Raw genomic sequence first — 26,740 nt, forward strand, 5'->3', positions numbered from 1 at the left:
TCAGTTCCCTTCCACGCGCAGGACGGAGACGACGCGCTCGACGACGCCGCTCGCGGCGAGCCGATCCACGGTCTCGCTCAGGTCCTGCTCGACGGCCTTGTGTGTTCCGATGACGATCCGGGCGACGCCCGGCTCCCCGTTGCTCTCCCGGATGACGGTCTGCTCGACGGTCGCGATGGAGACGCGGCCCTCGCTCAGGATGCCGGCGACGGTCGCGAGCACGCCCGGCTCGTCGTCGACCTCCAGGGTGATCTGGTAGCGCGTCGTGACCCGGCCGATCGGGACGACGGGCAGGTTCGCGCGGGTGGACTCCCCCACACCCACGCCGCCGGCGATGTGGCGGCGCGCGGCGGAGACGATGTCGCCCAGGACGGCGGACGCGGTCTGCACGCCGCCGGCGCCGGCGCCGTAGAACATGAGGTCTCCGGCGGCCTCGGCCTGCACGAAGACGGCGTTGTTGGCGCCGTGGACGCTCGCGAGCGGGTGCTCGCGCGGGATGAGGGCCGGGTAGACGCGGACGGAGATCGACTCGCCGTCCGCGCCGGTGAGGCGCTCGCACACCGCGAGGAGCTTGATGACGTAGCCGGCGTGCCGCGCGGCATCCATCATCTGCTTGTCGACGGAGGTGATGCCCTCGCGGTGCACGCCGTCGAGCGGCACGGCGGTGTGGAAGGCGAGGCTCGCGAGGATCGCGGCCTTCTGCGCCGCGTCGTAACCCTCGACGTCGGCCGTCGGGTCGGCCTCGGCGTAGCCGAGGGCCTGGGCGTCGGCGAGGACGTCGGAGAACTCCGACCCCTCCCGGTCCATGCGGTCGAGGATGTAGTTGGTGGTGCCGTTGACGATCCCCATGATGCGCTGCACCCGGTCGCCGGCGAGGGAGTCGCGCAGCGGCCGGATGATGGGGATGGCGCCGGCGGCCGCGGCCTCGTAGTACACCGACGCGCCGACCTGGTCGGCGGCCTCGAAGATCTCCGGGCCGTGCGTGGCGAGGAGGGCCTTGTTGGCCGTGACGACGTCGGCGCCGGAGTTGATGGCCGCGAGGATGTGGGTGCGGGCCGGCTCGATGCCGCCCATCAGCTCGATGACGATGTCGGCGCCGACGATGAGCGGCTCCGGGTCGGTCGTCAGCAGCTCGCGCGGCAGGTCGGTGTCGCGCGGCGCGTCGAGGTCGCGCACCGCGATGCCGACGAGGTCCAGAGCGGCGCCGGCGCGGTCCGCCAGCTCGTCTCCGTGCTTGCGGAGGAGCGCGGCGACCTGGGAGCCGACGGCGCCGGCACCCAGCAGAGCCACGCGGAGGCGGCGGTATTCGGTCATTCGGTTCCCTCGGTCAGGCGGATCCCGGCGTCGCGCGCCAGCAGGTCGTCGATGGTCTCGCCACGCACGATGACGCGCGCCCGGCCGCCGGCGAGGGCGATCACGGGCGGACGGGGCACGTAGTTGTAGTTGCTCGCGAGCGAGAAGCAGTAGGCACCGGTGGCGGGCACCGCGACGAGGTCCCCCGGGGCGACATCGCCCGGCAGGTACTCGGCATCCACGACGATGTCGCCGGATTCGCAGTGCCGTCCGACGATGCGGACGAGGGCGGGGGCCGCGTCGCTCGCGCGCGACGCGATGCGGGCGGAGTAGTCCGCGCCGTACAGGGCGGGGCGGGGGTTGTCGCTCATCCCCCCGTCGACGCTCACGTACACGCGCTCGAGGTCGTCCGAGACGCGCACGGGCTTGACGGTGCCGACCTCGTACAGCGTGACGCCGGCACGGCCGACGATGCTCCGTCCAGGTTCGAACGCGAGGGTCGGCACCGGGATGCCGTGCTGCGCGCACTGCGCGGCGACGGCGTCGACGATCCCGGCGGCGAGCTCCGCGATCGGGGTCGGGTCGTCGGCGGTCGTGTAGGCGATGCCGAACCCGCCGCCGAGGTTCAGGAGCGGCACGTCGCCGCCCGCGAGAAGCTCGGCGTGCACCTCGACGAGCCGGGCCGCGGACTCCGCGAAGCCCGCGGTGCCGAAGATCTGCGAGCCGATGTGGCAGTGCAGGCCGAGGAAGCGCAGCGAGGGCAGGGCGCGGATGCGGGCGACGGCGGCGGGTGCGGCCTCCAGCGCGAAGCCGAACTTCTGGTCCTCGTGCGCCGTGGCGAGGAAGTCGTGGGTCTCGGCGTGCACGCCGCTGTTGACGCGCACCAGCACGCTCTGCACGACGCCGTGCCGCTCCGCGACGGCGGCGAGCCGCTCGATCTCGAGGGGACTGTCGACGATGACCGAGCCCACGCCGACGGTGACGGCGCGCTCCAGTTCGGCGACGGACTTGTTGTTGCCGTGCAGCCCGATCCGCGCGGGGTCGGCGCCGGCGGCGAGGGCGACGGCCAGCTCTCCCCCGGTGGCGACGTCGACGGCGAGACCCTCGGCCGTGACCCAGCGGACCACCTCGGTGCTCAGGAACGCCTTTCCGGCGTAGTAGACGCGTGCCTGCGCGCCGTGCCGCGCGGCCGCGGCCGCGAACGCCTCGCGGACCTCGCGGGCACGCGCACGCACCTCGTCCTCGTCCAGGACGTACAGCGGGGTGCCGAACTGTGCGCGCAGCGTCGTGGCGGGGATGCCGGAGAGGGTGAGCACGCCGTCCCGGTCGCGGCGGGATCCCGCGGGCCACACCTCGGGGGCCAGAGCGTTCGCATCCGCCGGCACGGCAAGCCACTCCGGGACGAGCGGGCGGGCGGGCGACGCGGACACGGGGATCACCAATCGGGCGGGAACGGGCCTGCGGGCGGTGTCATCACGCTCCGGCAGTCCTTGCAGTCTAGGGCACGGGGCATGGCGGGCCCGTCGGTGTGACGAGCGCCGGACGCCTACCCGCAGGTGCCGTTCGCCTGCATCGCCGGGTCCCGCAGGATGCCGCTGTCGATGTCGAAGCGCGCGACGACACCGCGCTCGTCGACCTGGACGTCGGCGAGCGTCAGGGCGGCCGGCAGGTACTGGGCGAGGCAGACCTCCCACTCCTCGAGGAAGGAGCCGACGAGCGGTCCGAGCTGCTGCCGGACGGCATCCGCCGACACCTCGGCGTCGCCGACCAGGAGCGTCGTGGGAGCGAGGACGAGGTCGCCCTCGCGCGCCTCCGCCGTGAGTCGCACGCCGAGCGGGACCGTGGCCCCGAACACGTCGAACGCGGTCTCGAGGGCGACCTCCGGCGCTGCGAGGCGGAAGGCGTCGACGGGGAAGCCGTCCACCCGCGCCAGGAGAGCGCGGGTCTGCGCGTCGTCGAGGATGATCTCCGCCGACCCCGAGCTCCAGTCGACGCCGCCCCAGACGGGCACGTCCTGCAGGTTCACCCGGACGTCGCCGGCGAGGCCGTCGAGCTCCACGTCATCCGTGGCAAGGGTCATCTCGGGAACGCTGCCGACCACGAGCTGCGGCAGCAGCAGCCCCGGGATCTCGACGTCGATCTCCTGATCGGCGGGAAGGCCCAGATTCGAGACGAGCTGGTCGCGGATGACGTTCGGCGCGAGGGCACGCGCGGCGACCTCTCCCACGACGACGAGCAGAGCCACGACGACCAGCACGATGACCAGGGCGATCCAGCCGCGGCCGCGGCGGCGCGGCTCATCGGCGACCGTGGCCCAGCGGACCTCGGGGAGCGGGGTGGTGGGCTGCGCGTCGCCGGTCGTCACGTCACATCCGCTCGGGAGCGCTCACGCCGAGGAGGCCCAGGCCGTTGCGGAGGACCTGACCGGTCGCGTCGTTGAGCCACAGGCGCGTGCGGTGCAGGTCGGTGACCTCCTCGTCGCCGAGCGGCGTGACGCGGCAGCTGTCGTACCAGCGGTGGTAGAGGCCGGCGAGCTCCTCGAGGTAGCGGGCGACGCGGTGCGGCTCGCGGACCTCCGCGGCGAACGCGACGATGCGCGGGAACTCCTGCAGCGCACCGAGGAGCGCCGACTCGGTCTCGTGGTCGATGAGCTCCGGCGCGAACGCGGAGCGGTCGACACCGGAGTCCGCGGCGTTCCGCCCGACGTTGTGGGTGCGGGCGTGCGCGTACTGCACGTAGAAGACCGGGTTGTCGTTCGTGCGCTTCTGCAGCACGTCGAGGTCGATGTCGAGGTTAGAGTCGGCAGAGCTGCGGACGAGCGCGTAGCGCGCGGCATCCGTCCCGACGATCTCGACGAGGTCCTCGAGGGTCACGACGGTGCCGGCCCGCTTGGACATGCGCATCGGCTGGCCGTCCTTGACGAGGTTGACCATCTGGCCGATCAGGATCTGCAGGTTGACGTACGGCTCGTCCCCGAACGCGGCGCACATCGCCATGAGGCGCTGCACGTAGCCGTGGTGGTCGGCGCCGAGCATGATGATGCAGCGGTTGAAGCCGCGTTCGCGCTTGTCGAGGTAGTAGGCGAGGTCGCCGGAGATGTAGGCGGGCTGCCCGTCGGACTTGATGACGACGCGGTCCTTGTCGTCGCCGAAGTCGGTCGAGCGCAGCCACGTCGCCCCGTCGGCCTCGTAGATGTGGCCGAGGGCGCGCAGGCGCTCGACGGCACGGTCGACCGCGCCGGAGTCGTGCAGATCGTTCTCGTGGAAGTACACGTCGAAGTCGACGCCGAACTCGTGCAGCGACTGCTTGATCTCGTTGAACATGAAGCCGACGCCGATCGCGCGGAACGCCTCCTGCTTCGCCGCCGGCTCGAGGTCGTCGATGTCTCCCTCGTAGGCCAGGGCGACGCGGCGGGCGATGTCGTGGATGTACGCCCCGCCGTAGCCGTCCTCCGGCGTCGGTCGCCCCTCGTGGGCGGCGATGAGGCTGCGCGCGAAGCGGTCGATCTGGGCACCGTGGTCGTTGAAGTAGTACTCCCGCGTCACGGCCGCGCCCTGCGTGGCGAGCATGCGCGCGAGCGAATCGCCGACGGCGGCCCAGCGCGTGCCGCCCAGGTGGATGGGACCCGTCGGGTTGGCGCTGACGAACTCGAGGTTGATGACCTCGTCGGCACGGCTGTCGTTGGTGCCGAAGGCGGCGCCTGCCTCGACGATGGTCTTCGCGAGGGCGCCGGCGGCGGCGGCGGCCAGGCGGATGTTGATGAATCCCGGGCCGGCGACCTCGACGCTCGCGATGCCGTCGACCTCACCGAGGCGCGCGGCGATCTCCGCCGCGAACTCCCGCGGGTTCGCGCCGATCGTCTTGCTGAGCTTCAGCGCGGCGTTGGACGCCCAGTCACCGTGGTCGCGGTTCTTCGGGCGCTCGAGGACGAGGTCCGAGACGGTGAGTCCTTCGCCGGCGCCGACTCGTCGCGCCTCCGCGAGCGGGGCGATGACGGCGAGCAGGGCTTCGGAGAGGGCGTCAGGATTCATAACCTCTCAAGTCTACGGGCCGCACCCGCGCCCTCCTTCTGCCGGCGGAGGATGCCGCGGCTCAGGCGAGCTGGATGAGCTCGGCCCCGTCGTCGTGCGCGGGGTCGGATGCCGCGGCGACGATGTCGAGACCGTCGAACTCGGCGGCGTCGTCCGGCACGACGGCTGCGTCGACCCGCATGCGGGACAGCCCGACGTGGCCGCCGTGGTAGCTCAGGAAGGCGCAGTCCGCGGCATCCCGCCCCGTCGCGATGCGCACGAGGGAGCGGCGGTTGGCCAGCCGCGTCGCGTCCAGCACGTACCAGCTGCCGTCGAGGTAGGCCTCGGCGACCGCGTGGAAGTCCATCGGGCGCAGGCCGGGCGCGAAGCAGGCCGCGTAGCGGGCCGGCATGTCCATGGCGCGCAGCAGCGCGATCACGACGTGCGCGTAGTCGCGGCAGACGCCCTGGCCGGTCATGAGCGTCGTGACGGCGGAGTCGGTGCCCTGGCTGAGGCCGGGCGTGTACGTCGTGCTCGCCCCGACGAAGTCGCTGACCGCGGCGATCAGCTCGTGTCCCTGGAGCCCGCGGAACTGACGTCGCGCCTGCGAGAAGACCTCGTCGGACTGGCAGTAGCGGCTCGGACGCAGGTAGGTGATGGCTTCGAGGTCGCTCGTGGCCCGCTGCGTGCCGAGGCCCTCGACGACCGCCTCGTAGCGCACTTCGAGCCGTCCGGCCTCGCCGAGGAGCCGGTGCAGGCGGCTCCCGGACTGGTCCACGATCTCGGTCGGCGTGTACACGCGATCGCCCTGCGTGAAGGTCAGCTCCTCGCGGACGACGGGCGCGGGCTGGGCCGCCGCGATCTGGAAGATCAGGTCGACGGAGGACCCCAGATCCAGGTCGAGTTCGGCGGTCACGATGCGTTGCACCGGGATATCCTCGCATGCCCCGCGGCGTGCTCCGGCACGTGCGCGCCGTGCGTCCCGGGGGGCCTCCCGCGCGCTGATTCTGTCCGGCGCGGAACGTGACGTACCCTCTTCGCATGCGCGCGACCGACCCGACCTCCCGGCACATCCCGCCGTGGGTCATCGGGGGCCTCGCCGTCGTCGTCGCCGCCGTCGCCGTCGTGGCCGTCTGGCGCCCGTGGGCGACGCCCGCGGCCACCGTCGCGGCCGGCTCCGGCGACACGGCCGTCGCCGTCACGCCCGACCTTCTCGACCTGCCCGAGAACCCGACCGTCCTCATCTTCGGCGACTCCTGGACGTTCGGCTCCGCCGCGACGGACCCGGCCCTCGGCTACGCCTACGTCGTGTCCGCCCTCACCGGGTGGACCACGGTCGTGGACGGCGTGCGCGGCAGCGGCTACCTCAAGCCCGGCATCGACGGACCCGACTTCGGCACCCGCATCTCGGCGCTCGACCCCACGCTCGACCCCGACCTCGTCATCATCCAGGGGTCGATCAACGACCGCCGCCTCCCCGCGACCGGCTACGACGCCGCCGTCAACGCCGCGTGGGACCGGCTGTCCGCCACGTACCCGTCCGCGCGCGTCGTCGTGCTCGGACCCGCCCCGCAGGTGCTTCCGGTGCAGAAGGCGACAGCGCGGATCGACCGCGATCTCGCCCGCCTGGCCGCCCAGCGCGGCTGGTGGTACCTCTCCCCCCTCCAGGAGGGGTGGATCACCCAGGCGAACTACCTCGACGTCATCGACACCGGCGTCGGCCGGAACCATCCGTCGACCGCGGGACACGCCTACCTCGCCGAGCGCCTGGCGGAGGCGGTCGCGACCATCTCGCGGTGATAGTCTCGATCGGTACGCCTCCGTAGCTCAGTGGATAGAGCGCCGGTTTCCGGTACCGTAGGTCGCAGGTTCGACTCCTGTCGGGGGCACCAGTCAGGGCAAGGGATCGCGGGTCATGAAGACCCTGCGGTCCCTTCTCCTTTTCCCGTGCGCGGCACGGCGCTCACTCGCAGGCGAGGCCGTCGCCGTCGCCGTCGCCGTGGTTGCCGGTGCCGTTCGCGAACCACTCGTAGAGCTCGGCGTCCGCCGGGTCGTTCTGCTGGAACGGGCCGGTCGGGTGACCGGCGCCGTTCTTCTTGAGCTTCGTGCACGAGGTGTACTGCTCCCACCACCGCTCGGTCGCGGGCACCACGGGCGCCACGGGGGCGGGCGGCGCTGCGGCGGCGGGCTGACAGGCGACGGTGATCACCGAGCCGTCCGCCCCCAGCGTGGCCCGCTGCGCCGAGCGGTACTCCGCCTCCCACGGGTGGGCCGGGTACCCGTCGAGGGAGTCGTAGCGCGCGACCGCCGTGCCGGCCTGGATCTGCAGCATCCCGAGATCGATGCCGCTCGCCGTGCTGACGTGCCGGAGGAGGCGGCCGTACCGGTCCTGATCGTCCTGCCCCGCCGGGAGCTCCAGCGTCACGGGATCGCCGCCGGCGAGCACGCCTGCGATCGTCGCGGACGACTCGTCGTGCCCGCACTCCCCTCGTTCGGGCGTGTCGATCCCGATGATGCGGACGGTCCCCGCACTGGTCTCGATCGTGTCGCCGTCGACGACCGACACGAAGGTGACCGGCTCCGCCGCGGGCTCCGCGGGGACCGACGCGGCGGGGGTGGCCAGCGGGACGGGGGTGGATGCCGCGGCATCCGTCCGCGCCGGCTGTGTCACGCACGCCGAGAGCACCGCCGCGATGATCCCGGCGGCGCCGATCGACCCCAGTGTCCGTCCGACTCGCACGCGCTCCCCGTTCCGTCGCTCCCGGAGCACGGCGCGGCGCAGCGCCGGCCGGCGATCCCCAGATCACGTCGAAGCTAACAGCCCGACGACGACCGCCCGCGCCGCCGGCGCGGCGCGGCCGCAGAGCGGGCACCGGATGCGCAACGGCGGATCTCATGCGCGCCGCGCCGCGGGCGCGCGACATCCGGGTCACGACGCTCAGGATCTCCGCCGTTGGATCCGCCGTTGGATCCGCCGCTGGGCCCGCCACCCCAGATGGCGCCGACGCCTGGGAAAGATCCCGGACACACGAAGATCGCCCCGGAGCCGAAGCCCCGGGGCGATCATCAGTTGCGTTTTCGGTCTCTGTTCCCGGTTCTCTTCCGAGTTCCTGTGTCTCCGTTTTCCTTCGCGAGCACCAAGATACTCAGCCGCGCCGAGCCGTCAAGATGTCACCGCGAAGTCATTTCGAGTTCATGTTGAAGGTGAGGATGCCGGGGACGCGCGCCGCACGTCATCCTCGAGGATGACGGGGATCGGTCCGGCGGCCGACGCGGACGGCGCGGCCCGGTTCGTAGCGTCGGATCATGGCCACCGCGACCCTCTCCGTCCCGTCCTTCGCCCGCCGCCCCTCCCCCGCCGAGCGCGTCTCGGCGGGCACCGCCGCGGTCCTGTCGGTGCTCGGCAGCATGCTGGCGTTCGGGATCGCGGCGCTCGGCCTCCTGGTGGTGCCGGTCGCGGCCGCGGTCGTCTTCGGACCCGCCTTGCTCGCCCTCTTCTGACCCCGCGCTACGGCGAGATGAAGAACAGCCAGTCCAGGAGCCCGGGGTTGTGCGCGTGGACGAGCACCGCGAACACGACGGCGTCGAAGAGCAGGTGCACCGTCACGACGTAGCCGAGCGACTTGGTGCGCAGGAAGATGACGGCCTGCAGCAGCGCGAACGGGATCGTGAGGACCGGCCCCCACGCGCGGTAGCCGAGCTCCCACAGGAACGAGACGAACACCACCGCCTGCAGCACGTTCGCGGCCCCGTCGGAGAAGTGCCGGCGCAGCAGCGCGAAGCACGTGCAGATGAAGAACAGCTCGTCCCAGATGCCGACGGCGCCCACCCCGACGAACAGTCGCGCGATGAGATCGGGCGTGTCGACCACGGGCCAGTTCAGGTACACGCCGCTCGTGAGGAAGTAGAACGGCAGCAGCAGCCAGCCGAGGATGAGGACGGCGCCGAGCCACATCCACTGCCACGGCTTCCACGCGTGCCCGCCGCGCCACGGGAACCGGATCGCGCGGTCGCGGTACACCCACCGGGAGATGACGTACGGCACGACGACGGCGCCGCCGAGCGCCAGCGTGAACCGCACCATGGCGAGGTCGTCGAGTTCCGCGGCCAGATCGATGGCGCTGACGATCAGCAGCCCGACGGCGATGAGCGAGAGGTCACGGGTCAGCGACGGTGCCCGCCCCACGACGGCGCCGCGCTCCATGAGCGCGGCGGTCAGCATCCCCGCGGCCAGCAGGATCCAGCCGAGCCACGACACCTGCAGCACGAACAGCGCCGGGGCGGCGAGGCAGACGAGCGCCGCGGGGATCGTCCGCAGCGAGACGACCGGGCGTATGCCGGGATCGGAATCGGCCGGCATCCCGGTTACGCCCCGTCGCGACGCACGTACACGAGGTCGCGGATGTCGCGCCCCTTCGCCAGACCCTTGCGCTCGAACGCGGTCATGATGCGGCCCTCGAAACGCGGCGCCCACGCCCCCTCGAAGCCCGGCGCGAACTCCGTCGCGGCGGTCATCACCTCGCGCATCTGGAGCGCGTAGTCCTCCCAGTCCGTCGCGAGCCGCAGGCGACCGCCCGGCTTGAGTGCGCGGGCCGCGACGGCCGGGAAGCCGGGAGCGACGAGGCGGCGCTTGGTGTGCTTGTTCTTGTGCCACGGGTCGGGGAAGAAGATCCAGATCTCGTCGACGGATGCCGCCGGCAGCAGGTGCTCGAGAACCTCGGGGGCGTTGGCTTCGACGAGCCGGAGGTTGTCGATGCCGGCACGGTCGGCGTCCAGCATCGTGCGGGCGAGACCCGCGCGGAACACCTCGACGGCGAGGAAGTCGGCCTCCGGCGTCGCGCCGGCGGCGTGCACGATCGCGTGTCCCTGCCCCGACCCGATCTCCACCACCAGCGGAGCCGACCGCCCGTACACGGCGGTCAGGTCGACGGGGTCGCCCGGGCGGATGCTGGTGACCGCGGCAGCCCGCTCCACGTCCAGCAGGTAGTGGGGGGACAGGGCGGCCCAGGCGCGCTCCTGCCCGTCGCTCATCCGGCCGCTGCGGCGGACGAAGGAGACGGGCTTGTCGCGGAACCGCGGAGCGTCGGGGGCGTCGTCGTCGGGGACGTCGTCGGCGTCGGGATGCGGCATCCCCCCAGGCTACCGAGTCACCCGCGCCGGGCGCCTCACGCCGTGACGAAGTCGATGAGCTCCTCGACGCGGCCGAGCAGGGCGGGGTCGAGGTCCCGGTAGGAGTGCACGGCGCCGAGGATCCGCTGCCAGTTCCGGGCCAGGTCGGCGGGTGTCTCCGCCGGCCAGCCGAGGGCCCGGCTGACGCCCACCTTCCACTCGATGCCGCGCGGCACGTCCGGCCACCCGGCGATGCCGAGGGCCTTCGGGGTGACGCACTGCCACACGTCGACGTGCGGGTGCCCCACGATCCGGACGAAGCGGCCGTGCGGACCGCGCTCGACGGCCTGCGCGAGGCGTGTCTCCTTCGATCCCGGGACGAGGTGGTCCACGAGCACGCCGTACCGGCGCTCCGCGGACGGCGGGTCGTCGCGGAGGACGGCGTCGAGCAGGTCGACGCCCTGCAGGTACTCGACGACGACCCCCTCGACGCGCAGGTCGTCGCCCCACACCTTCTCCACCAGCTCCGCGTCGTGCTTGCCCTCGACGAGGATCCGCGACGCGCGGGCGACGCGGGCGCGCGCCTCCGGGGCGGCGAAGGAGCCGGATGCCGTGCGTGCCGGCGCTCGGGATGCCGCGGCCTTCGGCGCGGTCAGCTGCACGGGCCTGCCCTCCAGCAGGAAGCCGCCGCCGAGCGGGAAGAGGCGGACGCGGCCGTGCCGGTCCTCGAGCTCCACGAGGCCGCTCTGCCACCCGGCCACCGCGCCGCAGAACCCGTCGGCGGCGACCTCCACGACGAGATCGCGGACGGCCTCGACGACCGGGACCACGGGACGTCCCGCCGTGCGCCAGCCGGGGGCGAGCACGTCGCCCGCGTATCGATCTTCCATGTGAGCCTCCGAACGCGTGAGCCTAACCCGGCGCCGCGTGGCCCCCGCCGAGCCACGCGCGGGATGCGCGGGAACGGTCTGCGCCGAGCTATCGCCTCATGCGAACCGGGGAATAGACTCGCGGAGGGGGCGGCCTCCGTGCCCCCGGAGGAGGATCCACCGATGCGATCGCGATGGGCTCTGGCGCTCACTGCCGCACTGGCGATCGTCGTGGGCGGCACTGCCGGCGCCGCGCTCGCGACCGGCCCCGTCTCCCTGGGGGCGACGCGTGTCCTCGACGACGCCGGCGTGCTGTCGGCGGCCGAGGAGGGCGAGGTGCAGCAGCGCTCCGAGCAGCTGTCCGCGGCATCGGGCGTGGACCTCTGGGTGGTCTACGTCGACGTGTTCACGGACCCGGCCAACCCCGAGGCCTGGGCGACCCGGACGGCGGAGGACAACGGCCTCGGCCCGAACCAGTACCTCCTCGCGATCGCGACCGAGGGGCGCACGTTCTATCTCTCCGGCGACTCGGCGGGTCCCGTCGACTTCGCGGCTCTCGGCACCATCGAGCAGCAGCGCATCCGGCCCGCCCTGGGCTCGGGAGACTGGGCGGGCGCGGGCATCGCGGCCGCCGACGGCCTCGAGAACGCCGTGGGCGGCGGCGACGGCGCTCCCGGGGCCGCGCCGGGCGGCGGCGGGTTCGGCGGCATCCTCGTCTTCCTGCTGATCGCCGCGGCGGTCATCGTCGTCATCTGGCTCATCGTGCGCGCACGCCGGAAGGGCACGGCCGTCGCCGGCGGCGCCGCGGGCCCGCAGGCCGTGGCCGCCGTTCCCACCGAGGAACTCGCCCGCCGCGCGGCATCCGCGCTCGTGCAGACCGACGACGCCGTCAAGACCAGCGAGCAGGAGCTCGGGTTCGCTCGCGCCCAGTTCGGCGACGCCGCGGCGGCCGAGTTCGAGGAGACCCTCACGCGCGCGAAGGCGATGCTCGAGCAGGCGTTCTCCCTGCAGCAGCAGCTCGACGACGAGGTACCCGACACCGAGCAGGACGTCCGGGCGTGGAACACGCAGATCCTGGAACTGTGCGAGACGGCGAACGCCGAGCTGGACGAGAAGGCCGAGGCGTTCGACGAGCTGCGCAAGCTCGAGCAGAACGCGCCGGAAGCCCTCACCCGCGCGCAGGAGCTGAGGGCGACCGTCGCTGCGGGCATCGCCGAGGCGACCGAGCGCCTCGCCGCGCTGCAGACGACCTACGCCGCCGACGCGATCGCGACCGTCGCCGACAACCCGGCGCAGGCGCAGCAGCGCATCGCGTTCGCCGACGAGCGACTGACCGCCGCGGAGCAGGCCATCGGCTCCGGTGACGGCTCCGCGGCCGCCGTCAGCATCCGCGCCGCCGAGGAGGCGCTCGGCCAGGCGCGCATGCTCGAGGATGCCGTCACGAAGCTGCAGGCCGATCTCACGGCCGGCGAGCAGAACGCCGCGGCACTGATCGCGGACCTCGAGAAGGACCTCGCGGCCGCCGGTGCGATGCCGGACCGGGACGGGCGCCTCGCCCCCGTCATCGCGTCCACGCGGCAGCAGGTCGATGCTGCGCGCAGCAACCTCACGGGTGCGCAGAAGCGTCCGCTCGGGGCGCTCGCGGCGCTCGAGGCCGCGAACACCGAGATCGACACCCTCCTCGCCGGCGTTCGCGACGCGCAGGCGCAGGCGCAGCGCGCGAGCCAGCTGCTCGGCCAGCAGCTCATGCAGGCCCAGGCGCAGGTGTCCGCCGCGGAGGACTTCATCACCTCGCGCCGCGGCGCGATCGGCGCGGAAGCCCGCACCCGGCTCGCGGAGGCCGGCGCCTCGCTCATGCAGGCGCAGCAGCTCGCCGCGAGCGACCCCGCACAGGCCCTGCAGTACGCGCAGCGCGCCAACGACCTCGCCGGGCAGGCCATCCAGTACGCGCAGAACGACGTCGGCGCCTTCTCCGGCGGTGGCGGACTCCTCGGCGGCGGCAACTCCGGTGGCGGCGGGAACATGATGGGCGCCGTCCTCGGCGGCATCGTGATCAACTCCCTCCTCGGCGGTGGCGGCGGCGGTATCTTCGGCGGGGGAGGCGGCCGCGGCGGCGGCGGCTTCGGCGGCGGCGGCTTCGGCGGCGGCATCGGCCCGGGCAGCTTCGGCGGCGGGGGCACGCGGGGCCGACGCGGAGGGGGCCGCTTCTGAGCGCGGCGCCGCACACATCCCAGAAGGTGACATGGACTTCCGACGACAACTGAAGAAACTTCCCGCTAGGAAAGGAAAACCGATGGCAAAGCAGTCCATCTTCGGACGCATCTCGACCCTGATGAAGGCGAACATCAACGCCCTCCTCGACTCGGCCGAGGACCCGGAAAAGATGCTCGATCAGCTCGTGCGCGATTACACGAACAACATCGCCGACGCCGAGGCCGCGATCGCCGAGACGATCGGCAACCTGCGCCTCCTCGAGCGCGACCACGAGGAGGACCGGAAGGCCGCCGTGGAGTGGGGCAACAAGGCCCTCGCGGCGAGCAAGAAGGCCGACGAGCTCCGCTCGGCCGGCAACACGGCCGACGCCGACAAGTTCGACAACCTCGCGAAGATCGCGCTGCAGCGTCAGATCGGCGAGGAGAACGAGGTGCGCGCGATCGCGCCCTCCATCGCCGCGCAGACCGAGGTCGTCGAGAAGCTCAAGGACGGCCTCAACGGCATGAAGGGCAAGCTCGAGCAGCTGCGCTCGAAGCGCTCCGAGCTGCTCGCCCGCGCGAAGACCGCGGAGGCCCGGAACAAGGTCCACGACGCCGTCAAGTCGATCGACGTGCTCGACCCGACCAGCGAGCTCGGCCGCTTCGAGGACAAGGTCCGACGCCAGGAGGCCCTCGCCGCCGGCAAGCAGGAGCTCGCCGCCTCGTCGCTGGACGCGCAGTTCAACCAGCTCGAGGACGTCGGGGAGCTCACCGAGGTCGAAGCCCGCCTCGCGGCGCTGAAGACCGGGGGCACCCCCGCCCCGGCGATCGAGCAGTAATCGGCGCGAGCCGTCCCACCGTGGCACGGCGCCGACTCCGGTCGGCGCCGTGCCCACCCGCCTCGAGAGGCTGCGCATGACCCGGTTCGTCGTGGTTCCGCAATGGCAGGGCTCGCCGGCCGCGCGCGCGATGCTGCTCATCGACGGCGCGGAGGCGATCGCAGGCGACCTGCCCCGCGCCTCCTCCACGCGCATCGACGTCCCGCTGGAGGCCGGCGAATCGCTCGGCAGCCCGGTCCGGCGCCTGAGTTCGCTCACGCGCATCCGCGACCTCGTGGCCGCCGAGCTCGCCGACCGCGCCGAGTCCGATGGCGACCAGCCGACGGTCGTGATCGGCGGCGACTGCGGCGTCGCGGTGCCGGCGGTCGCCCACGCGGCCACCCGGCATCCGGGGATGGCCGTCGTCTGGTTCGACGCGCACGGCGACCTGCACTCCCCCGACACCTCCCCCTCCGGCGCGTTCGCCGGCATGGCCCTGCGCGCCGTGTTCGGCGACGGTGAGCTCTCCGCCGGGGGCGCCGTCACCGCCGACCGCGTCATCCTGGCCGGCGCCCGCGAATTCGAGGACGCCGAAGCCGCACTCGTCGCCGCCACCGGGCTCCGCGTGCTCGGCGTCGCCGACCTCGCCGACCCGGAGGCCCTCGCCGACGCCGTCGCCGCAACCGGCGCGGATGCCGTCTACATCCACGTCGACCTCGACGTGCTCGACCCGGCCGTCATGACCGGCCTCACCTCGGCCGTCCCGTTCGGGCTCGCCGTCGCCGATGTCACGGCGTCGATCGCCGCCCTGCGCGCGCGCCTGCCGCTGGCGGGCGCGTCGGTGTGCGGTTTCGCGCCCGCGACGCCGGCTGCCGCCGTCGACGACCTCGGCAGCATCCTGCGCATCGTGGGCGCCCTCGCATGATCGCGACACCGCCGGCCGGCTGGGAGGCCGCCGCCGAGCGGGCGGTCGCCCGCGGCGAACGCCTCGACCGCGCCATCCCCTCGTTCCTGCTCGACTCCCCGATCAGTCGGCTCGGCTACTGGTGGGGCACCGCCGTCGGGTGGCTGTGGGGATCGCTGTGGTCCACGGGGCCGGTGCTCCGCCGCGGGGGCCTTCTCGTGTTCCGCGGCATGCCGTCCTGGACCTACGGCCGAGGCGGCGTGTGCGTCGGACGCTGCTACCTGACGGGCGACGGCGTCCTCACCGAACGCATCCTCCGGCACGAGGCCGTGCACGCCGCGCAGTGGCGGCGCTACGGGTTCCTCATGCCGGTGCTGTACCTCGTCGCCGGGCGCAACCCGCTGAAGAACCGGTTCGAGATCCTCGCGGGACTCGAAGACGGCAACTACGTGCCACGGACCACGGGACGCTGAGGACGCCGAGTCCCCACGCAGGCCCTACCGTGCGGACAGCAGGCCGAAGCGCTCGGGAGCGCTGATCGCGGACGCGTCGATGTGCAGTGCGCTGGTCAGATGGTCGACGATGTCGGCCGTGCCCAGGAACCCGCCGAGCAGGTGGATGCGGGTCGCGTCGTCCTCGCGGCACAGCATCTCGTCCGCCCACGCCGTGACGGCGCGCGCCAGGGCTTCGCCGGGCGCGCAGGCGCGACCGGTCCCGGGCGCTCCGGAGCGCCGCGAGCGGTCGAGCCAGGTGACGGTCATCCGTGCCGGGGCCGCAAGACGCCCGATCCAGCCGGCATCCGGCACCTCCACGAACACGCGGCCGGTCGAGCACAGCGGGAGCGTCGCGATCAGCGCCTCGAGTTCGGCGAGCGAGGACTCGTCCGCCGTGATGAGGTGCTGGACGCGCGTGTGCTTGGACGCCCGGCAGGCGGCGGGGGTGTGCGCGGTGGAGCGGGACATGATGCGACCACTATACCCCGCGAGGAAGGGTTGCCTAACCTTGGTCTGGGGGCGCGGCCGATGCGCCGTCAGCGCGAGGCGATGAGGACGCGCTGCAGCTCGACGATCTCGTCGTCGCCGAGGCCGTGCGCGCGGAGGAACTCCACGGGCGCCCCGAAGCGGGCCCGCAGGTCGTCGAGCACGCGGCGCATGGCGGGCGCGGGCGACCGGGTCGCGAGCTCCTCGAGGTGTCGCGCCTCGGGGTGCAGGCTCCGCAGGTAGGCGAGCACCCGCTCGTTGCGCTGCGCCGGCAGCAGCGCCTCGGTGCGCGCGTAGTCGGCCACGACGGCATCCTCGTCGACGCCCGCGGCAGCCAGTGCGAGCGCGACGGTCACGCCCGTGCGGTCCTTCCCGACGGTGCAGTGCACGAGCACCGGCTGGTCGGCGATCACGGCGCGCACCACCTCGACGATGCTCTCCCCCGCGCCGTCGACGAGGGAGCGGTACAGGTCGTCGAGGGTGAGGTCCTCGGCGAAGAAGGATGCCGTCGACCCCGCGAACAGGGGGATCCGGACCGTCTCGTGGCCGAGGTCGGCGAGCCGGGTCGGCTCCCACGCGACCTCGGCGTCGTCGCGGAGATCCACGATGCGCCGCAGGCCCAGCCGCCGCAGCGTCTCCCGTCCCGCGGCGTCGACGCGGGCGAGGTTCCCGGACCGGAACAGCACGCCGGGACGCGTCGTCCCCCCGCTCGCAGGGAGGCCGCCGGTGTCCCGGAAGTTCAGGGCACCCGCGACGGTCAGCGGGTCCGTCATGCCGGGTCCGCGATGGCCCCCCGCCGCGGCGGGACGGGGTACTTGCCCGCGATCGTGATGCGGTTGAAGGCGTTGATCGACACGAGGAGCCAGCTCAGCGCGACGTACTCCTGCTCGGAGAGGATGCCGCCGACGTGGTCGTAGACCTCATCGGGGATGCCGTCCTCGTGGATGTACACGTAGCACTCGGCGAGTTCGAGGGCGGCCCGCTCCCGGGCCGTGAAGACACCGGAGTCGCGCCACGTCGCGATCTGCGCGATCTCGTCGGCCGTGAGCCCTGCCGCGACGGCCCGGTCGACGTGGATGCGGACGCAGTACGCGCACCCGTTCAGCTGAGAGGCATGGACGAGGGCGATCTCCTTCATCCGCGCGTCGATGCCGGCCTCTGCCGCGATCTCCCCGACGGTCTGCGAGAACGCCTCGAGCGCGTCGTACGCGGGACGAGCCGATCGGGACAGATGGACGCGGCGTTCCGGGGTCATGACGCCCACCCTACCGACGGCATCCGGGAGAATGGATCGACCATCGCCCCGTCACCCCGAGGATGCCGCGTGACCACGACCCCGTTCGACGAGTTCTCCTTCCTCCCCGCGCAGGCGGCCGGCATCGGGGTGACGGCGATCCCGCCGGTGCGCCGGGTGACGGCGCCGCTGCCGGACGGCCGGACGGTCAGCGCGCTGCAGTACGGCGACCCGGCCACCGGGGAGTTCCCGCCCCCTGCGGTCACGCTCCTGCATGGCGCGGGACTGAACGCCCACACGTGGGACACGACGGTCCTCGCCCTCGGCCTGCCCGCGCTCGCCGTCGACCTGCCCGGGCACGGCGACTCGTCGTGGCGTGCGGACGGCGCCTACACGGGCCGCGTGCTCGCGGCGGACCTCGCCGCGGTGCTCCCGGTGTGGGCGGCGTCGCCGCAGGTGCTCGTCGGCCAGTCGCTCGGCGGCCTGACCGCCGCGGCGCTGACCGCCGCGCACCCGGAGCTCGTGCGCCGACTCATCGTCGTCGACATCTCCCCGGGGCTCGACCCGAACGGCGGCGCCAGCCAGATCCGCGCGTTCTTCGCCGGCCCCACCGACTGGGCCTCGCGGGAGGAGCTCGTCGACCGCGCCCTCTCCTTCGGCCTCGGCGGGTCGCGGGAGGCGGCGACGCGCGGCGTGTTCCTCAACTCCCGCGTCCGCGAGGACGGGCGGGTGGAGTGGAAGCACCACTTGGCGCACCTCGCCCACCTCCTGGCCGCCGACCGCGCGGCCGCGGCCGCGGCCGACAGTGCGGCGAGCGCGTCGGCCGGGGTGCTCTCCGCCGCCGGGTGGGACGACCTCGCGGCCGTGGCGGTCCCGGTCACCCTCATCCGCGGCGACCGCGGCTATCTCACCCCCGCCGACGTCGACGAGTACCGGCGGCGCCTGCCCGCCGCCGAGGTCATCACGGTCGCGGCCGGGCACAACGTGCAGGAGGACCAGCCCGTCGAGCTCGGCGGACTCCTCGCGGCACGCGTTCATGACGCCGGATGACCCCGCAGCGGACGCGTCACCCTAGGCTGTTGTGCGCACCACGTCCGCAGACCCGCATCGGACAGCGATGATGCCGAGTCTGCACCTGCGAAAGGACCACCCCCGCATGCTTCGTCGTACCGCCCTCGCCGCCGCGGCGATGCTCGCCGCCGGCGCCCTCCTCCTGACCGCGTGCACGGGCAGCGCAGAGCCCGGTCCGTCCGAGACCGAGCTGACCGCCGACCCCGACGCCTCCGTCGGGATCCGCCTCGTGCTGGAGCCCGGGAACCTCGACATCCGCGAGACGGCGGGCGCCGCGCTCGACCAGATCCTGATCGACAACGTCTACCAGGGCCTCGTCGCCCGGACGCCCGACCAGGAGGTCGTCCCCGCCCTCGCCAGCGACTACGAGATCTCCCCCGACGGCCTCACCTACACGTTCACGCTCCGCGAGGGGGTCACGTTCCACGACGGCCAGGATCTGACGCCCGAGGACGTCGTGTGGTCGCTCACACAGGTGCGGGACAACGCCGCCTACCGCGACTCCGCGCGCCTCGCCGGCGTCACCGGCATCACCGCGGAGGGGCAGACGATCACCCTCACCCTCGGCGCGCCGGACTCGACGCTGCTGTGGAACCTCACCGGCCGCGCGGGACTCATCCTCAAGAAGGACGACACGATCGACCGCAAGACGGCCACGAACGGCACCGGCCCGTTCACCCTGGCCGGCTGGAAGCAGGGCGCCAGCATCACCTTCGCGCGCTACGACGGCTACTGGGGCGAGCCGGCACAGGTGGCCGAGGTCGTCTTCAGCTACATCCCGGAGACCCAGGCGGCGCTCAACGGCGCCCTCGCCGGCGAACTCGACGTGCTGACCGGGTTCGACGCGAACCTGAAGGACCAGATCGAGGCCGGCGGCGACTTCGCGCTCGTGCTCGGCAAGTCCACCGACAAGGGCACGCTCGCGATGAACTCGAAGAGCGGCCCGCTGAGCGACGAGCGCGTCCGCCAGGCGATCCGCCAGGCGATCGACAAGGATGCCATCGTCGAGGCCCTCGGCGCGGGACAGACCCAGTACGGCCCCATCCCCGAGCTGGACCCCGGCTACGAGGACCTCTCCGAGGTGGCGCCGTTCGACCCCGATGCGGCGCGCGCCCTCCTGAAGGAGGCCGACGCGGAGGACCTGACGCTGACGCTGACGCTGTACAACGGGTACGGCACGACCGTCTCGCAGATCCTCGTGTCGAACCTCGACGATGTGGGCATCACGCTCAAGGTGAACCAGGTCGAGTTCCCCACCTGGATCAACGACGTCTACATCAACCAGGACTACGAGCTGAGCTTCGTGCTGCACACGGAGTCGCGGGACTTCGAGAACTGGGCGAACCCGGAGTACTACTTCACGTACGACAACGCCGAGGTGCAGAAGCTGTACGCGGAGTCGGTCGCCGCCGTCGACCCCGACGAGGCCGCAGACCTCCTCGCCCAGGCCGCGCGCATCGTGTCGGAGGACATGGCGGCGGACTGGCTGTACAACGGCGCCTCCGTGCTCGCGGTCGCCTCGAACGTCACGGGCGTGCCGTCGGTGAACGTCAACGAGCGGCTCAACCTCGCCCAGCTGGTCAAGAGCACGGAGTGATCCGGTACGCCCTGACACGATCGGCCCTGCTGCTGCTCGGGCTGTTCGTCGCCAGTGCGCTCATCTTCTTCACCCTCCGGGTCCTGCCCGGAGACGTAGCCCAGCTCATCGCCGGGATCAACTCGACGCCGGAGCAGATCGCGGCGATCCAGCAGCGCCTCGGCCTGGACCAGCCGCTGCCCGTGCAGTACGCCACCTGGATCGGCGGCATCCTGACCGGCGACCTGGGCGAGTCGATGCTCACCGGCACACCGGTCGCGAGCGAGCTCGCGCAGAAGGCGCAGGTGACGATCCCGCTCGGCCTCCTGTCGATGACCGTGGCGATCGTCATCGCGCTCCCCTTCGGCGTGCTGTCCGCGATCCGGCGCGGCCGCGCCGACGGCACGGCGCTGAACGTCGGCGCGCAGGCGGTGGCGGCCGTCCCCGTCGTGTGGGCGGGCATGATGCTCGTCGTCGTGTTCGCCGTCTGGCTCGGCTGGCTGCCGGCGCAGGGCTTCCCCCGATCCGGCTGGTCCGACCCGGGCGCGGCGCTGCGCGCCCTGCTGCTGCCCGCCATCACGATCGGGGTCATCGAGGGCGCGATGCTGCTGCGGTTCGTGCGCTCGGCGACCCTGCAGGCGGTCGGCGAGGACTTCGTGCGCACCGCCGCCGCGAAGGGCCTCACCCGCACGCAGGCCCTCATCCGGCACGGCCTTCCGACCGTCGGACTGTCGATCATCACCGTCCTGGGCCTTCAGGTCGCCGGGATCATCGTCGGCGCCGTCGTCATCGAGCAGCTGTTCACCCTGCCCGGGATCGGACGGATGCTGGTCGCCGACGTCAGCAATCGCGACCTGCTCAAGGTGCAGGGCGAGCTCCTCGTGCTCACGAGCTTCGTCCTCATCGTCGGGTTCCTCGTCGACCTCGCCCACCGGGCCATCGACCCACGGCAGCGGGAGGCGGAATGACCCGGTTCGCCTGGCTCCGCCGGCTGTGGGCGCTGTCCACGGGCCGCTTCGGTCTCCTCGTGGCCGCGGGCATCGCCGTCGTCGCGATCGCGGCACGGTTCTGGACGCCGTTCAACCCGCAGCGCGTGGACATCGCCGGCCGCTGGGCGCCGCCCGGCTGGCCGCACCTCCTCGGCACCGACGGGTCGGGCCGCGACATCCTGAGCCTTCTCATGGCCGGCGCCGGCACGACGCTCCGGGTCGCGGTGGGCGCCGCCGTCGTCGCGACCGTGATCGGCATCATCCTCGCCTCCCTCGGCGCCCTGACCGCCCGCTGGATCCGCGAGTCCGTCGCCGTCGTCGTCGACATCCTCATCGCCTTCCCCGTGCTCATCATCGCGATGATGATCTCCGCCGTGTGGGGCGGTTCGCTCTGGGTCGTCATCATCTCGGTGGGGATCGGGTTCGGCGTGAACGTCGCCCGGGTCACGCGGCCGGAGCTGCGTCGCGTGCTGCACAGCGACTTCGTCCTGGCGGGCCGCGCGAGCGGCCTCACCCCGTTCCAGAACCTGTGGCGGCACCTGCTGCCCAACGTCGCGCCCGTCTTCATCGTGCAGCTGTCGTGGGCGATGGCCGTCGCCGTGCTGGCGGAGGCGGGCCTCAGCTACCTCGGGTTCGGGGCCCCGGTCACCGAGCCGTCCTGGGGGCTGCTGCTGAAGGATCTGCAGGCGTACATCACGGTGTACCCGCTCACCGTCGTGTGGCCGGGTCTCGCCATCACCCTCACGGTGCTCGGCCTGAACCTCCTGGGAGATGGACTCCGTGAGGCCACCGATCCCACCCTGTCCCCGCGCCGCGCCGCCCATCACGTGCCGGAGGTGGTCGCGTGAGCCTCGAGGTGCGCGGTCTCACGATCGAGATCTCCGGTCGCCGTGTCGTGGACGGCATCTCCTTCGACGTCCCCGACGGTGCGCGCGTCGGCCTCATCGGCGAGTCCGGCTCCGGCAAGTCCCTCACAGCCCTCGCCCTCCTCGGGCTCCTGCCGGGCGGTGCGACGGCGAGCGGCAGCATCCGCTGGGACGGCCGCGAGCTGATCGACCTCCCCGATCGCGACCTCGCCCGGCTGCGCGGCGACGAGATCGGGATCGTCTTCCAGGAGCCGCGCACCGCCCTGAACCCGATCCGCACCGTGGGGCGGCAGATCGCCGAGTCCGTCCGCATCCACGAGGGACTCGGCCGGCGCGAGGCGCTCGCCCGCGCCGTCGCCGAAGCCGCCCGCGTGCGCCTCCCCGACCCGGAGCAGATCGTCGGCCGCTACCCGCACCAGCTCTCCGGAGGGCAGCGGCAGCGTGTGGCGATCGCGATGGCCCTCGCGTGCCGCCCGCGCCTCCTCATCGCCGACGAGCCCACGACGGCCCTCGACGTCACGATCCAGTCGGAGATCCTCGAGCTGCTGCACTCCCTCGTCACCGATGACGGGATGTCGCTCGTCTTCATCACGCACGACCTCGCCGTGCTGTCGCAGATCGCGACGCACGCCGTCGTCCTCGAAGACGGCCGCGTCGTGGAGGAGGGACCCATCTCGCGGCTGCTCACCGCGCCGTCCTCCCCCGTCACGCAGGGGCTCCTCCGCGATGCGACCGCGACCCTGTGGCGTCCGGGGGGCCGGTCATGAGCGACGAGCTCATCCGCGCCCGCGGACTCGGCCGCCGGTTCCGTGCACCCTCCCCCGGCCTGTTCGCAGCGCCCCGGTACACGACCGCCCTCGACGACGCCGACGTCGACGTCCGCGCCGGGTCCGCCGTCGGGATCATCGGCGAGTCCGGCTCCGGGAAGTCCACCCTCATCCGCCTGCTGCTCGGACTGAACACCCCGACCTCCGGCACCGTGGAGTTCGACGGCCGGCCCGTCGACGCCACGGCGGGTGCCCGGTCGCTGCACTGGCTGCGCCGCGAGACGGGGATCGTCTTCCAGGACCCGTACGCGTCGCTGGATCCGCGGATGAGCGTGGGGCGGATCGTCGCCGAGCCGCTGTGGGCTCTCGGCATCCCCGGTGATCGGCGCACCCGCGTGCGCGAGGTGCTGGCGGACGTGGGCCTGGAGCCGGAGATGGCCGACCGCTTCCCGCACGAGTTCTCCGGCGGCCAGCGGCAGCGGATCGCGATCGCGCGCGCCATCGCGCACCGCCCCCGCGTGCTCGTCGGCGACGAGCCGCTGTCCGCGCTCGATGTGACGGTGCGCGCGCAGATCCTCGAGCTGCTGCGCGAACTCCGTCGCCGCGAGCAGCTCACCCTCCTCCTCGTCTCGCACGACATCGGGGTCGTGCAGAACCTCTGCGACGAGGTGCTCGTCATGAAGGACGGACGCATCGTCGAGGAGGGCCCGACGGAGAAGGTGCTCCTGGAGCCTCAGGTCGCCTACACGCGGCGACTGCTGGCGTCCATCCCCATCATCGACGCGCGAGACCACGGGGTCGGTGGCGCGGGCTAACGTGTCGCACATGCACGCGATCGTCCCCCCGTACCTGCTGGCCCGGCTCGCCGCGACGCAGGAACCGCATCTGGCCCATGCCGCCGAAGCCGCCCGCGCCACGCTGGCCGTCGCCCGCGAGTACCGGCCGGTGCGCGGCCGCCTCGACCTGTCCGTCGACGGCGACGCGCTCGTCGTGGAGGTCTCGCCGGCCCCCGACCGGGTGATCTCGGACGCGCAGAACCGGACGACGCTGCCGGGGGTGCGGGTGCGCGGCGAGGACGATCCGGCCACCGGCGACCGCGCCGCGGATGAGGCGTTCGACGGTCTGGGCGCGACCTTCGACATGTACTGGGATGCGTTCCGGCGGGCCTCGATCGATGGCGTGGGCGGCACGATGGCTGCGACCGTGCACTACGGCGTCGACTACGACAACGCATTCTGGAACGGCGAGCGGATGGTGTTCGGCGACGGCGACGGCGAGGTCTTCGCCGGCTTCACGCGCAGCGTGACCGTCATCGCGCACGAACTCAGCCATGGCGTCATCGAGAACGCCGGCGGACTGGAGTACACCGGCCAGTCCGGCGCGCTCAACGAGTCGATCGCGGACGTCTTCGGCGCGCTGACGGAGCAGCACCTGCAGGGGCAGTCCGTCGATGAGGCGTCGTGGCTCATCGGCGCCGGCATCTTCACCGACGCCGTCCAGGGCACCGCGCTGCGCTCGATGAGCGCTCCCGGCACCGCCTACGACGACGACGTGCTGGGGCGCGACCCGCAGCCGGGGCACATGGCGGACTACGTCGAGACGACGGAGGACAACGGCGGCGTGCACATCAACTCCGGCATCCCCAATCGCGCGTTCCATCTGGCGGCCATGGCGCTGGGCGGGCACGCGTGGGAACGCGCCGGCCGCATCTGGTACCTGACCCTCACCGGCGGGCGCCTCAGCCCCCGTTCGGACTTCGCGGCGTTCGCGGCGGCCACCCGGGCGACTGCGGCAGAGGAGTACGGTGAGGACTCGGAGGAGGCCGCCGCCGTCCGGGACGCATGGACGGGCGTCGGCGTGATCGAGGATGGCCGCTGAACCCGAAGACGCACCTGCCGTCGCCGTGACCGTCGTGCGCACGGGCGGGCTCGCGGGCCTGTCCCGCCGCTGGCACGCGGTCGGCGGCGAGGAGTCCGACCTCGTGGCCCTCGTTCACCGGTGCCCCTGGGACGACTGCCGGGAGGACGCGGCGGCGCCGGAAGGGGCGGACCGGTTCACCTGGTCGGTCTCCGCCGTCTGCGGATCCGAGGAGCGTCACGCCGAGCTCGCCGAGCACGACCTCGACGGGCCGTGGCGCGAGCTCGTCGACGCCGTGCGCGAGCGGGCGCGGTCAGTCCCGGCGCCGCAGGAATGAGCGCTTCTTCACCGGCTCCAGGTGCTTCTGCATGTAGATCGTGCCGAGCCAGCGCCCGAATTTGAACCCGACCCTGCCCATGCGGCCGACCTCGACGAAGCCGAGCCGCTCGTGCAGGGCGACGGAGGCCTCCGCCCCGCGGTCGCTGATGACGGCCACGATCTCGCGGATGCCGAGCTGCCGGCACGCGTCGATGAGGGCTTCCAGCAGCGCCCGCCCGAGCCCCTTGCCGGTGGCCGCCTGACCCAGGTAGATGGAGTTCTCCACCGTGTACCGGTAGCCCGACTTGCCGGTCCACGGCGACACGTAGCCGTAGCCGAGCACCTGCCCCGACGGCGAGACGGCGACGAGGAACGGGAGGCCGAGCTTCTGCAGGTGGTCGAACTTGTCGGCCCACTGGGCGTGCGTCCACCGTTTCTCGTCGAAGGTGACGACGGAGTTGGTGACGTAGTAGTTGTAGATCTCCCGGATGTCGGGGACGTCGCCGCGCACGGCAGGACGGATCTCGTACGTGAACGGCCGCTCGGGCTCGGGCTGGCGCCGCAGGTGCCGGGGCAGCCGGCGCCGGTCCCGGTCGTATTCCTCCTCCAGCATGCCGACAGCCTACGCGGGCAGGGCGTCCGGGTCGGGCACGCGCCAGTCGACCGGGTCGGCACCGCGCTCCCGCAGCAGCTCGTTGGTCCGGGAGAACGGCCGCGAGCCGAAGAATCCCCGCCGCGCGGACAGCGGGGAGGGGTGCGCCGACTCGATGACGGGGGTCGAGCCGAGGAGCGGCTTCAGGCCTGCGGCATCCTTGCCCCACAGGATCGCCACGAGCGGCTGGGCACGGGCGACGAGGGTCCGGATGGCGTGCTCCGTCACCGCCTCCCAGCCCCACCCGCGGTGGGATGCTGGGGCGCCGGGGGCGACGGTGAGCACCCGGTTCAGCAGCATGACGCCCTGGTCGCTCCACGCGGACAGGTCGCCGTGCGCGGCCGGCGGGATGCCGATGTCCTCGTGCAGCTCGCGGTAGATGTTCTGCAGGCTCCGCGGCAGCGGCCGCACGCTCCGCTCGACGGCGAACGACAGCCCGATGGGGTGTCCCGGGGTGGCGTACGGGTCCTGACCGACGATGAGCACCTTCACCTCGCTCAGGGGGCGGGCGAACGCACGCAGGACGCGGTCCCCGGCGGGAAGGTAGCCGCGCCCGGCGGCGAGCTCGGCGCGCAGCCGGGCGCCGAGCGCCGCGATGTCGCCCGCCACCGGGGCCAGGGCGGCGGCCCACTCGGCGTCGAGGAGCCCGGCTTCGGCCAGCTCGTCGAGCGACGCGGACATCAGGCGGTCGCCGCCGTGCCCGCATCCTCCTGGAGGACGCTCCCCTTGGCCGACCACGGGAAGTCGATCCACCGGTCGGTCTCGCGCCACGAGTAGTCGGGCATCGCGACGGAGCCCGGCTTCGTGTAGATGCAGACCGACCGCACGTCCGCGCCGACGTCGCCCAGCAGCTTGACCGCGAGCGCGAGCGTGCGGCCGCTGTCGGCGACGTCGTCGACGAGGAGGACCCGCTTGCCGGGCAGGTAGCCGAGGTCGAGGTCGGGCGGCAGGAGCTCGGGCGCGTCGAGGACCGTGCCGATGCCGGTGTAGAACTCCACGTTCAGCGCTCCGCAGCTCTTCACGCCCAATCCGTACGCGATGGCGCCGGCCGGCAGCAGTCCCCCGCGCGCGATGGCGACGACGACATCGGGCACGAAGCCGTCGGCGACGATCGCCCGCGCCAGCTCCCGAGATGCGTCTCCGAACCCGTCCCAGGTCAGGGTCTCCCGCTCGTGCGTCACCCGGCGCCTCCTCTTGCTCCGCACCAGCCTAGAGGTGCCGCGAGGCGCCGCCGG

The 26,740-nt window shown here is 72.7% G+C and carries 29 protein-coding genes and 1 tRNA gene; 15 read left to right on the forward strand and 15 right to left on the reverse strand.

Annotated elements, in window-relative coordinates; all coding sequences use genetic code 11:
* The 5 genes from MSA03_RS09115 to MSA03_RS09135 form a co-directional block, all read right to left on the reverse strand.
* A complete protein-coding gene (locus tag MSA03_RS09115; protein WP_028496115.1) occupies positions 1–1,314 on the reverse strand; it encodes a homoserine dehydrogenase in 1,314 nt (437 codons plus the stop codon).
* A complete protein-coding gene (gene lysA, locus MSA03_RS09120) occupies positions 1,311–2,723 on the reverse strand; it encodes a diaminopimelate decarboxylase (protein ID WP_147050624.1) in 1,413 nt (470 codons plus the stop codon). The genes MSA03_RS09115 and lysA overlap by 4 nt, the downstream gene beginning before the upstream one ends.
* A gap of 116 nt (positions 2,724–2,839) precedes the next feature.
* Complete coding sequence (locus MSA03_RS09125) at positions 2,840–3,658, reverse strand: LmeA family phospholipid-binding protein (protein ID WP_147050626.1); 819 nt, start codon at positions 3,656–3,658, stop codon at positions 2,840–2,842.
* Position 3,659: 1 nt separating this feature from the next.
* A complete protein-coding gene (gene argS / locus MSA03_RS09130) occupies positions 3,660–5,324 on the reverse strand; it encodes an arginine--tRNA ligase (protein ID WP_147050627.1) in 1,665 nt (554 codons plus the stop codon).
* A 61-nt stretch (positions 5,325–5,385) separates the two neighbouring features.
* Positions 5,386–6,231, reverse strand: coding sequence for a transglutaminase-like domain-containing protein (locus MSA03_RS09135; protein WP_147050629.1), 846 nt, complete (start codon positions 6,229–6,231; stop codon positions 5,386–5,388).
* Positions 6,232–6,344: 113 nt separating this feature from the next.
* On the opposite strand from MSA03_RS09135, the gene MSA03_RS09140 reads away from it, so the two are divergent.
* Together MSA03_RS09140 and MSA03_RS09145 are read left to right on the forward strand one after the other, a co-directional pair.
* Positions 6,345–7,103, forward strand: a complete 759-nt coding sequence (locus MSA03_RS09140) for an SGNH/GDSL hydrolase family protein (protein WP_036272328.1) — start codon at positions 6,345–6,347, stop codon at positions 7,101–7,103.
* Between the two features lie 16 nt (positions 7,104–7,119).
* Positions 7,120–7,195 (forward strand) — tRNA-Arg (locus tag MSA03_RS09145).
* A gap of 71 nt (positions 7,196–7,266) precedes the next feature.
* Here the strand turns inward: MSA03_RS09145 and MSA03_RS09150 are convergent.
* Entirely contained in the window at positions 7,267–8,043 is a 777-nt protein-coding gene (locus tag MSA03_RS09150; protein ID WP_147050631.1) for a thermonuclease family protein, read from the reverse strand.
* Positions 8,044–8,609: 566 nt separating this feature from the next.
* Between MSA03_RS09150 and MSA03_RS09155 the strand changes: the two genes are divergently transcribed.
* Entirely contained in the window at positions 8,610–8,804 is a 195-nt protein-coding gene (locus tag MSA03_RS09155; protein WP_028496121.1) for a hypothetical protein, read from the forward strand.
* A gap of 7 nt (positions 8,805–8,811) precedes the next feature.
* Here MSA03_RS09155 and MSA03_RS09160 read toward each other — a convergent pair whose 3' ends face one another.
* From MSA03_RS09160 to MSA03_RS09170, 3 genes are read right to left on the reverse strand one after another with little or no spacing between them, the layout of a single operon-like run.
* Positions 8,812–9,663 (reverse strand): CPBP family intramembrane glutamic endopeptidase, encoded by an 852-nt coding sequence (locus tag MSA03_RS09160; protein WP_036272589.1) that lies wholly within the window; start codon positions 9,661–9,663, stop codon positions 8,812–8,814.
* A 5-nt stretch (positions 9,664–9,668) separates the two neighbouring features.
* Positions 9,669–10,433, reverse strand: a complete 765-nt coding sequence (gene trmB / locus MSA03_RS09165) for a tRNA (guanosine(46)-N7)-methyltransferase TrmB (RefSeq protein WP_147050633.1) — start codon at positions 10,431–10,433, stop codon at positions 9,669–9,671.
* Between the two features lie 35 nt (positions 10,434–10,468).
* Positions 10,469–11,302 carry a DUF3097 family protein gene (locus tag MSA03_RS09170; RefSeq protein ID WP_147050636.1) on the reverse strand — a complete coding sequence of 278 codons (834 nt, stop codon included), beginning with the start codon at positions 11,300–11,302 and terminating at the stop codon, positions 10,469–10,471.
* A 162-nt stretch (positions 11,303–11,464) separates the two neighbouring features.
* Between MSA03_RS09170 and MSA03_RS09175 the strand changes: the two genes are divergently transcribed.
* The 4 genes from MSA03_RS09175 to MSA03_RS09190 all read left to right on the forward strand — a co-directional run bounded on the left by MSA03_RS09175 (position 11,465) and on the right by MSA03_RS09190 (position 15,668).
* Positions 11,465–13,492, forward strand: a complete 2,028-nt coding sequence (locus MSA03_RS09175; RefSeq protein WP_147050638.1) for a TPM domain-containing protein — start codon at positions 11,465–11,467, stop codon at positions 13,490–13,492.
* Between the two features lie 82 nt (positions 13,493–13,574).
* Positions 13,575–14,312, forward strand: a complete 738-nt coding sequence (locus MSA03_RS09180) for a PspA/IM30 family protein (RefSeq protein ID WP_147050640.1) — start codon at positions 13,575–13,577, stop codon at positions 14,310–14,312.
* A gap of 76 nt (positions 14,313–14,388) precedes the next feature.
* The gene (locus MSA03_RS09185; protein ID WP_147050642.1) at positions 14,389–15,216 is read left to right on the forward strand and encodes an arginase family protein; all 828 of its coding nucleotides are present in this window, start codon (positions 14,389–14,391) and stop codon (positions 15,214–15,216) included.
* Entirely contained in the window at positions 15,213–15,668 is a 456-nt protein-coding gene (locus MSA03_RS09190; RefSeq protein WP_147050644.1) for a Fe-S oxidoreductase, read from the forward strand. The genes MSA03_RS09185 and MSA03_RS09190 overlap by 4 nt, the downstream gene beginning before the upstream one ends.
* Positions 15,669–15,692: 24 nt before the next feature.
* On the opposite strand, the gene MSA03_RS09195 is transcribed toward MSA03_RS09190, so the two are convergent.
* The 3 genes from MSA03_RS09195 to MSA03_RS09205 all read right to left on the reverse strand — a co-directional run bounded on the left by MSA03_RS09195 (position 15,693) and on the right by MSA03_RS09205 (position 17,430).
* A complete protein-coding gene (locus MSA03_RS09195; RefSeq protein WP_028496129.1) occupies positions 15,693–16,157 on the reverse strand; it encodes an SIP domain-containing protein in 465 nt (154 codons plus the stop codon).
* A gap of 68 nt (positions 16,158–16,225) precedes the next feature.
* Positions 16,226–16,948, reverse strand: a complete 723-nt coding sequence (locus tag MSA03_RS09200) for a tyrosine-protein phosphatase (RefSeq protein WP_147050646.1) — start codon at positions 16,946–16,948, stop codon at positions 16,226–16,228.
* Positions 16,945–17,430, reverse strand: a complete 486-nt coding sequence (locus tag MSA03_RS09205) for a carboxymuconolactone decarboxylase family protein (protein WP_147050648.1) — start codon at positions 17,428–17,430, stop codon at positions 16,945–16,947. The genes MSA03_RS09200 and MSA03_RS09205 overlap by 4 nt, the downstream gene beginning before the upstream one ends.
* A 69-nt stretch (positions 17,431–17,499) precedes the next feature.
* Between MSA03_RS09205 and MSA03_RS09210 the strand changes: the two genes are divergently transcribed.
* The 8 genes from MSA03_RS09210 (at position 17,500) to MSA03_RS09245 (ending at position 24,872) form a co-directional block, all read left to right on the forward strand.
* On the forward strand, positions 17,500–18,459 hold the full coding sequence (locus tag MSA03_RS09210) for an alpha/beta fold hydrolase (protein WP_244946380.1): 960 nt from the start codon (positions 17,500–17,502) through the stop codon (positions 18,457–18,459).
* 106 nt (positions 18,460–18,565) lie between these two features.
* Positions 18,566–20,077, forward strand: a complete 1,512-nt coding sequence (locus MSA03_RS09215; protein WP_147050652.1) for an ABC transporter substrate-binding protein — start codon at positions 18,566–18,568, stop codon at positions 20,075–20,077.
* Positions 20,074–21,024, forward strand: a complete 951-nt coding sequence (locus MSA03_RS09220; protein ID WP_028496134.1) for an ABC transporter permease — start codon at positions 20,074–20,076, stop codon at positions 21,022–21,024. The genes MSA03_RS09215 and MSA03_RS09220 overlap by 4 nt, the downstream gene beginning before the upstream one ends.
* Positions 21,021–21,893, forward strand: a complete 873-nt coding sequence (locus tag MSA03_RS09225) for an ABC transporter permease (protein WP_028496135.1) — start codon at positions 21,021–21,023, stop codon at positions 21,891–21,893. Before MSA03_RS09220 ends, MSA03_RS09225 begins: the two co-directional genes overlap by 4 nt.
* The gene (locus tag MSA03_RS09230; protein WP_028496136.1) at positions 21,890–22,678 is read left to right on the forward strand and encodes an ATP-binding cassette domain-containing protein; all 789 of its coding nucleotides are present in this window, start codon (positions 21,890–21,892) and stop codon (positions 22,676–22,678) included. The genes MSA03_RS09225 and MSA03_RS09230 overlap by 4 nt, the downstream gene beginning before the upstream one ends.
* Complete coding sequence (locus MSA03_RS09235; protein WP_147050654.1) at positions 22,675–23,493, forward strand: ABC transporter ATP-binding protein; 819 nt, start codon at positions 22,675–22,677, stop codon at positions 23,491–23,493. Before MSA03_RS09230 ends, MSA03_RS09235 begins: the two co-directional genes overlap by 4 nt.
* A gap of 10 nt (positions 23,494–23,503) precedes the next feature.
* Positions 23,504–24,556, forward strand: coding sequence for a M4 family metallopeptidase (locus tag MSA03_RS09240; protein ID WP_028496138.1), 1,053 nt, complete (start codon positions 23,504–23,506; stop codon positions 24,554–24,556).
* On the forward strand, positions 24,546–24,872 hold the full coding sequence (locus MSA03_RS09245; RefSeq protein ID WP_147050656.1) for a protealysin inhibitor emfourin: 327 nt from the start codon (positions 24,546–24,548) through the stop codon (positions 24,870–24,872). The genes MSA03_RS09240 and MSA03_RS09245 overlap by 11 nt, the downstream gene beginning before the upstream one ends.
* Here the strand turns inward: MSA03_RS09245 and MSA03_RS09250 are convergent.
* The 3 genes from MSA03_RS09250 to MSA03_RS09260 are packed head-to-tail and all read right to left on the reverse strand — an operon-like array spanning position 24,849 to position 26,686.
* On the reverse strand, positions 24,849–25,466 hold the full coding sequence (locus MSA03_RS09250) for a GNAT family N-acetyltransferase (RefSeq protein ID WP_028496140.1): 618 nt from the start codon (positions 25,464–25,466) through the stop codon (positions 24,849–24,851). The two genes, MSA03_RS09245 and MSA03_RS09250, sit on opposite strands and share 24 nt — an antisense overlap.
* A 9-nt stretch (positions 25,467–25,475) precedes the next feature.
* On the reverse strand, positions 25,476–26,186 hold the full coding sequence (locus tag MSA03_RS09255; RefSeq protein ID WP_147050658.1) for a uracil-DNA glycosylase: 711 nt from the start codon (positions 26,184–26,186) through the stop codon (positions 25,476–25,478).
* Positions 26,186–26,686, reverse strand: coding sequence for a phosphoribosyltransferase (locus tag MSA03_RS09260; protein WP_147050660.1), 501 nt, complete (start codon positions 26,684–26,686; stop codon positions 26,186–26,188). The genes MSA03_RS09255 and MSA03_RS09260 overlap by 1 nt, the downstream gene beginning before the upstream one ends.
* Positions 26,687–26,740 lie beyond the last annotated feature (54 nt).

It is taken from the genome of Microbacterium saccharophilum, assembly GCF_007992455.1.
GTDB lineage: Bacteria > Actinomycetota > Actinomycetes > Actinomycetales > Microbacteriaceae > Microbacterium > Microbacterium saccharophilum.